The 6,794-nt window shown below is 70.8% G+C and carries 8 protein-coding genes; all 8 read right to left on the bottom strand.

Translation table 11 applies throughout. The features are described 5' to 3' along the window. Positions 1–431 (bottom strand): IS3 family transposase (locus ACFHWE_RS08460; protein ID WP_416600055.1); only part of this gene is annotated, 431 nt, incomplete at its 3' end. 6 nt (positions 432–437) lie between these two features. Beyond that, positions 438–926, bottom strand: a complete 489-nt coding sequence (locus tag ACFHWE_RS08455; RefSeq protein ID WP_416600053.1) for a transposase — start codon at positions 924–926, stop codon at positions 438–440. A 110-nt stretch (positions 927–1,036) separates the two neighbouring features. Continuing rightward, positions 1,037–2,230, bottom strand: coding sequence for a methionine adenosyltransferase (metK, locus tag ACFHWE_RS08450; RefSeq protein ID WP_416600052.1), 1,194 nt, complete (start codon positions 2,228–2,230; stop codon positions 1,037–1,039). A gap of 215 nt (positions 2,231–2,445) precedes the next feature. Further along, entirely contained in the window at positions 2,446–3,687 is a 1,242-nt protein-coding gene (coaBC, locus tag ACFHWE_RS08445; RefSeq protein ID WP_416600051.1) for a bifunctional phosphopantothenoylcysteine decarboxylase/phosphopantothenate--cysteine ligase CoaBC, read from the bottom strand. Positions 3,688–3,962: 275 nt separating this feature from the next. Next, entirely contained in the window at positions 3,963–4,229 is a 267-nt protein-coding gene (gene rpoZ, locus ACFHWE_RS08440) for a DNA-directed RNA polymerase subunit omega (RefSeq protein WP_416600050.1), read from the bottom strand. Positions 4,230–4,326: 97 nt separating this feature from the next. Further along, positions 4,327–4,917, bottom strand: coding sequence for a guanylate kinase (gene gmk / locus ACFHWE_RS08435; RefSeq protein ID WP_416600049.1), 591 nt, complete (start codon positions 4,915–4,917; stop codon positions 4,327–4,329). 288 nt (positions 4,918–5,205) lie between these two features. Continuing rightward, the gene (mihF, locus tag ACFHWE_RS08430; RefSeq protein ID WP_028649069.1) at positions 5,206–5,529 is read right to left on the bottom strand and encodes an integration host factor, actinobacterial type; all 324 of its coding nucleotides are present in this window, start codon (positions 5,527–5,529) and stop codon (positions 5,206–5,208) included. 326 nt (positions 5,530–5,855) lie between these two features. Beyond that, entirely contained in the window at positions 5,856–6,590 is a 735-nt protein-coding gene (gene pyrF, locus ACFHWE_RS08425) for an orotidine-5'-phosphate decarboxylase (RefSeq protein ID WP_416600048.1), read from the bottom strand. Between the last annotated feature and the right edge of the window lie 204 nt (positions 6,591–6,794).

The following is a 6,794-nucleotide window of genomic DNA, read 5'->3' as shown; positions in this document are numbered from 1 at the left end:
GGCGAGAGGTAGACCTTCTCGCCGCCGACGGAGAACTCGGTCACGTCGGTGACCCACTTGCGGGCTGGGGCATCAGCGGCGAAGTTGCGGTCCAAGACGTTGGCCGCGGTCCTGCCGATCTGGCCGCGGTAGGACAGGTAGACGTTGCGTCGCCTGCGGACCCCGCAGACCAGGCCCGCCTCACGCATGAGCGCCAGCACGGTCTTCCTGGCGACCTTCCACCCCTGGCGGGTCAGGACCGTATGGACGCGCCGGTGCCCGTAGCGGCCCTTGGCCCGCTTGAACGCGGTGGCGATGGCGTCCTTGAGCGGCTGCCGGGGGATCAGGGCGGCCCTGGCGGGCCCGGTGGTAGAAGTACGTCGACCGCGCCAGGCCGGCGGCGTCGAGCAGCACCGAAAGCGGAAACTCGGCCTTGAGGGCAGCGACAGCACGTGCTTTCATGGCCGCTCCTGATCCCTCAAGGCCTTCAATTTTCCCAGGTAGGCCACCTGGGCGCGCAGCCGCTCGTTCTCCTGGCGCAGCCGTTCCAGCTCGCTGATCGGCTCCGAGGCGGCGGGTTCGCGTCGTTTGGGGCGCCCTCGGGGCCTGGGGCGCAGCCCGTACTCGCCCTGGTCGTGGAAGATCCGCACCCACTTGTTCAGGATCTTGCGCGAGGACAGACCGTACTCGCTGCACAGGTCCGTCGCGGTCTCGCCCGCTAGGCGCCGACGCACGATCTCCAGCTTCGTCTCGAACGGGAACCGCTCTTTGGTCCGCTTCTCCACCAGAGCCCTTCGACCATGGAGCTTCCATCGCTCGAACAGGATACGGAGCGCCTGGCGGCCCACACCGAGCGACGAGGCCGTGGCCTTGAAGCCGTGACCGGCCTCGAACAGGTCTACAGCGGCAGCGCGCTGCTCGCTGGTGAGCGAACTATGCGGGTTCATGCGCGTGCTCCCCGGAAGCGGAACCGATTTCTCAGTCCAACTTCCGGGGAGCAGTTCAACGAAGGGGAGGGGCCCAAGGCCCCTCCCCCGTGGTCCGTCCCCGGTCCGGCTCAGACGCCGACGGCCGAGCGCAGCGCGGCGGCGCGGTCGGTCCTCTCCCAGGTGAACTCGGGCAGCTCACGGCCGAAGTGGCCGTAGGCGGCAGTCGCCGAGTAGATCGGGCGCAGCAGGTCGAGGTCGCGCACGATCGCGCCGGGGCGCAGGTCGAAGACCTCCTTGACGGCCTTCTCGATGAGCTCCGGGGCCACCTGTTCGGTGCCGAAGGTCTCGATGAACACGCCGACCGGGTGGGCCTTGCCGATGGCGTAGGCCACTTGGACCTCGGCGCGCTCGGCGAGCTCGGCGGCGACGATGTTCTTGGCGACCCAGCGGGTTGCGTAGGCGGCCGAGCGGTCGACCTTCGACGGGTCCTTCCCGGAGAAGGCGCCGCCGCCGTGGCGGGCGTAGCCGCCGTAGGTGTCGACGATGATCTTGCGGCCGGTGAGGCCGGCGTCACCCATCGGACCGCCGATCTCGAAGCGGCCGGTGGGGTTGACCAGCAGCCGGTAGTCCTCGGCGTCCAGACCGAAGGCGGCCACGACCGGCTCGATGACGTGCTCGCGCACGTCGGGGGCGAGCATCTCGTCGAGGTTGATGTCAGCGGCGTGCTGGCTGGAGACCACGACCGTGTCGAGGCGGACCGGGGTCTGGCCCTCGTACTCGACCGTGACCTGGGTCTTGCCGTCGGGGCGCAGGTAGGGCACGGTGCCGCCCCGCCGCACCTGGGACAGGCGCTCGGAGAGCGAGTGGGCCAGCTTGATGGGCAGCGGCATCAGCTCCGGCGTCTCCCGGTTGGCGTAGCCGAACATCAGGCCCTGGTCGCCGGCGCCCTGCCGGTCGAGTTCGCTCTCCTCGTTCTCGACGCGGGCCTCGTAGGCGGTGTCGACGCCCTGCGCGATATCGGGGGACTGCGCGTCGATGGAGACGTTGACCCCGCAGGAGTCGCCGTCGAAACCCTTCGCGGACGAGTCGTATCCGATCTGGAGGATCTTCTCCCGCACGATGGCGGGGATGTCGACGTAGGTCTGGGTGGTGACCTCACCCGCGATGTGGACTTGACCGGTGGTGATCAGCGTCTCGACCGCGACCCGGCTAGCGGGGTCGCTCGTGAGCATGGCGTCGAGGATCGAGTCACTGATCTGGTCGGCCATCTTGTCGGGATGGCCCTCGGTGACCGACTCGGAGGTGAAAAGGCGGCGGGACACGTTGCCTGACTCCTTGCAGCGGCTGCTGGCTGACTGTCGGCGCGGCACCGGGCTCTGGATCCCCTGGTGGGGAACACGGCGCGCGGCCGACCCTGATGGGTTGTTGATCCACTGTAACGGGACTGGTGGGGGCGGGAGTCCCGTGACCGACCCGAAAGCTGTCACGGCTCCAGTTGGAAGTGTGACGTACTCGGGCGTAGGAATCCAGACCCCGATCAGGGTGATTCCGGCCGGGCCGGGCCCGCGCGGTCGGCGACGAGGTCCCACACGCGGTCGGCGAGGTCGTCCTTGGGCCCCCGAGGGACCTCGAAGGCCCCTCCGCCGGAGGCGAGGATCACCGCCTGGTTGTCCTCGGTGCCGAAGGCGAGCCCGCCGCCGACCCGGTTGACCACGAGCAGGTCGCACCCCTTGCGCGCCAGTTTGGCCTTCCCGTGGGCGAGGACGTCGTCGGTCTCGGCCGCGAAGCCGACGATGGTCTGGGCCAGGCCCTCCCGGTCCCGGTCGGCGACCAGCCCGGCGAGGATGTCGGGGTTCTCCGCGAGCTCGATCGGGGCGGGGGCGTCCCCGGACTTCTTGATCTTGGACCCCACCGCGGCGACGGGCCGGAAGTCGGCGACGGCGGCGGCCATGACCAGGACGTCCGCCCCGGCCCGTTCGGCGGCCACGGCCTCGGCCATGTCGCGTGCCGACTCCACGGGCACGACGCGGACCCCGGCCGGGTCCGGCAGGGAGACGTTGGCCGCGACGAGGGTGACCGCCGCACCGCGCGCGGCCGCGGTCCGGGCGAGGGCGTACCCCTGCCTGCCCGAGGAGTGGTTGCCGATGAAGCGGACCGGGTCGATGGCCTCGCGGGTGCCGCCCGCGGAGACGACCACGCGCAGCCCGGACAGGTCGGCGGCGGCCGTGCCCCGCCGCAGGGCGAGACGGGCGGCCTCGAACAGCTCCGCGGGTTCGGGGAGTCGGCCCCGGCCGGTGTCGGCACCGGTCAGGCGCCCCTCGGCCGGGTCGAGCACGATCGCGCCGCGGGAGCGGAGGGTGGCCACGTTCTGCCGCGTGGCGGGGTGCTCCCACATCTCGGTGTGCATCGCGGGGGCGAACACGACCGGGCAGCGCGCGGTGAGGAGCGTGTTGGTCAGGAGGTCGTCGGCCAGGCCCGCGGCCGCCTTCGCCAGGATGTTGGCGGTGGCCGGAGCGACGAACACGAGGTCGGCGCTCTGGCCGATGCGCACGTGCGGGACCTCGTGCACGCCGTCCCAGACGGTGGTCGCGACCGGCTGCCCGGACAGCGCGGCCCAGGTGGGCTCACCGACGAAGCGCAGCGCGTCACCGGTGGGCACGACTCGGACGCGGTGCCCGGACTCGGTCAGGCGGCGCAGCAGCTCACATGCCTTGTACGCGGCGATGCCGCCGCCGACGCCGAGGACGACCCGGGGCGCGGACTCTGGTGTATCACTCACAGCACCGAGTTCTACCAGGCCCACCGGCCGGGAACGCGTACCGCCTCCCGCTTCGGGAGCCGCCTCGCCCGTCCGGCCGAGACAGACGACCGGCGGAAGCAGCGCGAGGGCTCCGCCGGTGTCTGCGGGAGGAGTCTCCACCGCAGCGAGGAACGAGCCGGAAGGAGCTGCGCAACAGGCGTCCGTTGAGGGTAGCGGTGGGCGGGCGACGACGAAGACGCCGGTTCCCCACGCCGCGAGCACCGTCCCGGGCCCGCGAGGGACCATGGATACGGCTAGGCGCCCTCGTAGGGCTCCGCGGTGAGCAGGCCGGACTTGACCTCGCGCAGGGCGATGGACAGCGACTTCTCCTGGACGTGGGTCTCCACCAGCGGGCCGACGTACTCCAGCAGGCCCTCACCGAGCTGGGCGTAGTAGGCGTTGATCTGGCGTGCCCGCTTGGAGGCCATGGTGACCAGGCTGTACTTGCTGTCGACGCACTCCAGCAGGTCGTCGATCGGCGGGTTGGTGATGCCTTCGGCGACGGGCTCGGTACCAGCCACTTCAATACCCCCAGGGACGGTCTCCGGCTCGTCGAAAGCCGTGACGTGGTTGTTCGGGACGGGTGGGCGGCGCCCAGGGCGCGGCGCGCGGCCGCTATCACACCTTGGGCGCTCTGATCAACGCTAGCAGCTCGTCGCACACGTCCCGTACGGACGTGTTGACCAGCGTGGTGTCGAACTCCTTCTCCGCGGCGAGCTCGGTCCGGGCGGCCTCCAGCCTGCGCTGGATCACCTCGTCCGGCTCGGTGCCGCGCCCGGTCAGGCGGCGCACCAGCTCCTCCCAGGAGGGCGGGGCGAGGAAGACGTGCAGGGCCTCGGGCATCGAGTCGCGGACCTGGCGGGCGCCCTGGAGTTCGATCTCCAGCAGGACGGGGACACCGGCGGCGATCCGCTCGCTGACGGGGGCTCGGGGGGTGCCGTAGCGGTTGCCGGCGAACTCGGCCCACTCCAGCAGCTCGTCCTCGGCGATGAGCCGGTCGAACTCCTCGTCGGAGACGAAGTGGTACTGGACGCCCTCGCGCTCGCCGGGGCGGGGTGGGCGGGTGGTGGCCGAGACGGAGAGCCAGACGTCGGGGTGGTCGCGGCGGATGGCGTCGACGACCGTGCTCTTGCCGACGCCGGAGGGGCCGGACAGGACGGTCAGCCGCTTCGCGGACGGACTGTTCACGGCTCCGGGCTCGGCAGGCATGGAGGTCTCTGGCTTTCCTTCGTGTGCCCGGCGCGCCCGGTGTGGGAACCGGCTCGCTCGGCGCGGCGGGCGGGTGTGCGGGTACTGCCGCGATCGGTCGCGGAAAGCTCCAGTTATACCACCGCGCCGCGGTGCGGGGGACGCCCGACCTGGGGACGGGCATCCGCCGACCGCGGCGCGGCGGCTAGTCTCACCGGGGGTTGTGCCGTGGCACGTGGCCGCTCCGCGGGGAACGGTCTCCGCCGCGGTCGTGGGGATGCGCGGACGGGCCGGTGCACTTCAGGGGTCCTACTTGGTGAGGTCGCCGAACTCGCTCTCAAGGGCGGCGCGCTGGTTGGTGCCCAGGCCGCGGACACGGCGCGACTCGGCGATGTTGAGCCGCTCCATGATCTGCTTGGCACGGACCTTGCCGACGCCGGGCAGGGATTCCAGCAGAGCCGAAACCTTCATCTTGCCGATGACGTCGTCCTTGAGGCCCTCCGCGAGGACCTCGGACAGCGAGATGCCGCCGTTCTTGAGCTTGTTCTTGACCTCCGCGCGCTCTTTTCTGGCCTTGGCGGCCTTCTGGAGAGCCGCGCTGCGCTGCTCGGGTGTGAGGGGAGGAAGGGCCACGCCGGGTCACCTCGGATTTCTACTCGTCTGTAGAGGGCGGACGCCTGCGCAAGTTAGTAGGTCCGACCTGCATTAGGCAACGCAAAGTGGCCTTTCAGCGGCTATTTCATCAAAGAAACTACAAAGAGTAATTGTATCATTGCTTTAAGAGATGGAAACCGGGACTTTGGTCCTGGTTGAAACGCGGCGGACCGTGCCACCAGCGCAGGTCACCCACGGGTGACGCACGTCACTCTCAGCGCCAAGAGCTTAATTTCGGTCACACCTAATTCGCGACAGTCAGTGACATACAACTGTGCGTGATGGGAGCGCTGCGACATACCGCCTCATTTCCCCCCCTGGCGTCCCCGGCCCTTCGAGGCCCGTCTGACGGCCGCGGCGACGGCGGCCGCTGCCGCGCCCGGGTCGGTCGCCCGGGTGATCGGCCGGCCCACGACGAGCAGGTCCGCGCCCGCGGCGATCGCCTCCTCCGGGGTGGCCACCCTCGACTGGTCGCCCCGGTCAGCCCCGGCCGGGCGCACGCCCGGCGTGATCAGGGTGATGTCCGGACCCACCTCCGAGCGCACCAGGGCCGCCTCCCGCGGCGAGCACACTAGCGCCCGGGCCCCGGCGCCCACCGCCAGCGCCGCCAGGCGCCGCACCGCGTCGGAGGGCGGCCCGGCCAGTCCCACCTGGTCCAGGTCCTTGTCGTCCATGGAGGTCAGCACCGTGACCGCGGCGATCCTGGTGTCGGGCGCGTTCTCCACCGCGGCCCGGACCATGTCCGCTCCCCCGGCGGCGTGCACCGTGAGGATCGACGGCCGCAGCCCGGCCACACTGCGGGCCGCCCCGGCGACCGTCGCCGGGATGTCATGCAGCTTGAGGTCGAGGAAGACCCCGACCGGGTTGGCGCCGCGCACCGCGCCGACCACGTCCGGCCCATAGCGCAGATAGAGCTCCAGCCCCACCTTGACCGTGCTCACATGCGGCGCGACGGCGGAGGCCCACGTGGCGGCGGTCTCAATGTCGTCGGCGTCGATCGCGACGGCGATCGGCGCACGCGAAGCGCTGGTCTCGGTCATCCCCGGTACTCCCCCCTCGGCCCGGAGCCGGTCACGGCCCGGGCACCGGTGCCCCTCGGTCACGGAAGGCACCGGCGAATGCACGTTCACTGTCATGTGCACGCGTCCACGGTGTGCGATTCCCAGGATGCACGGCTTCATGCCCCGGTGGGATCACTTCCCCGTAACGGCCCTGAGACAGCCGCAGGCGGCCTCACGCACCAC

This window comes from Nocardiopsis sp. LOL_012 (assembly GCF_048060475.1).
Taxonomy (GTDB): Bacteria; Actinomycetota; Actinomycetes; order Streptosporangiales; family Streptosporangiaceae; genus Nocardiopsis.
Note: the sequence above shows the minus strand (reverse complement) of the source record. Positions and strands in the feature narration are given on the sequence as shown.

Excerpts from the sequence above, each read along its gene's own strand:
- ACFHWE_RS08455 (WP_416600053.1), bottom strand. The coding sequence starts at position 926 with ATGAACCCGCATAGTTCGCTCACCAGCGAGCAGCGCGCTGCCGCTGTA.
- gmk (WP_416600049.1), bottom strand. The coding sequence starts at position 4,917 with ATGCCTGCCGAGCCCGGAGCCGTGAACAGTCCGTCCGCGAAGCGGCTG.
- pyrF (WP_416600048.1), bottom strand. The coding sequence starts at position 6,590 with ATGACCGAGACCAGCGCTTCGCGTGCGCCGATCGCCGTCGCGATCGAC.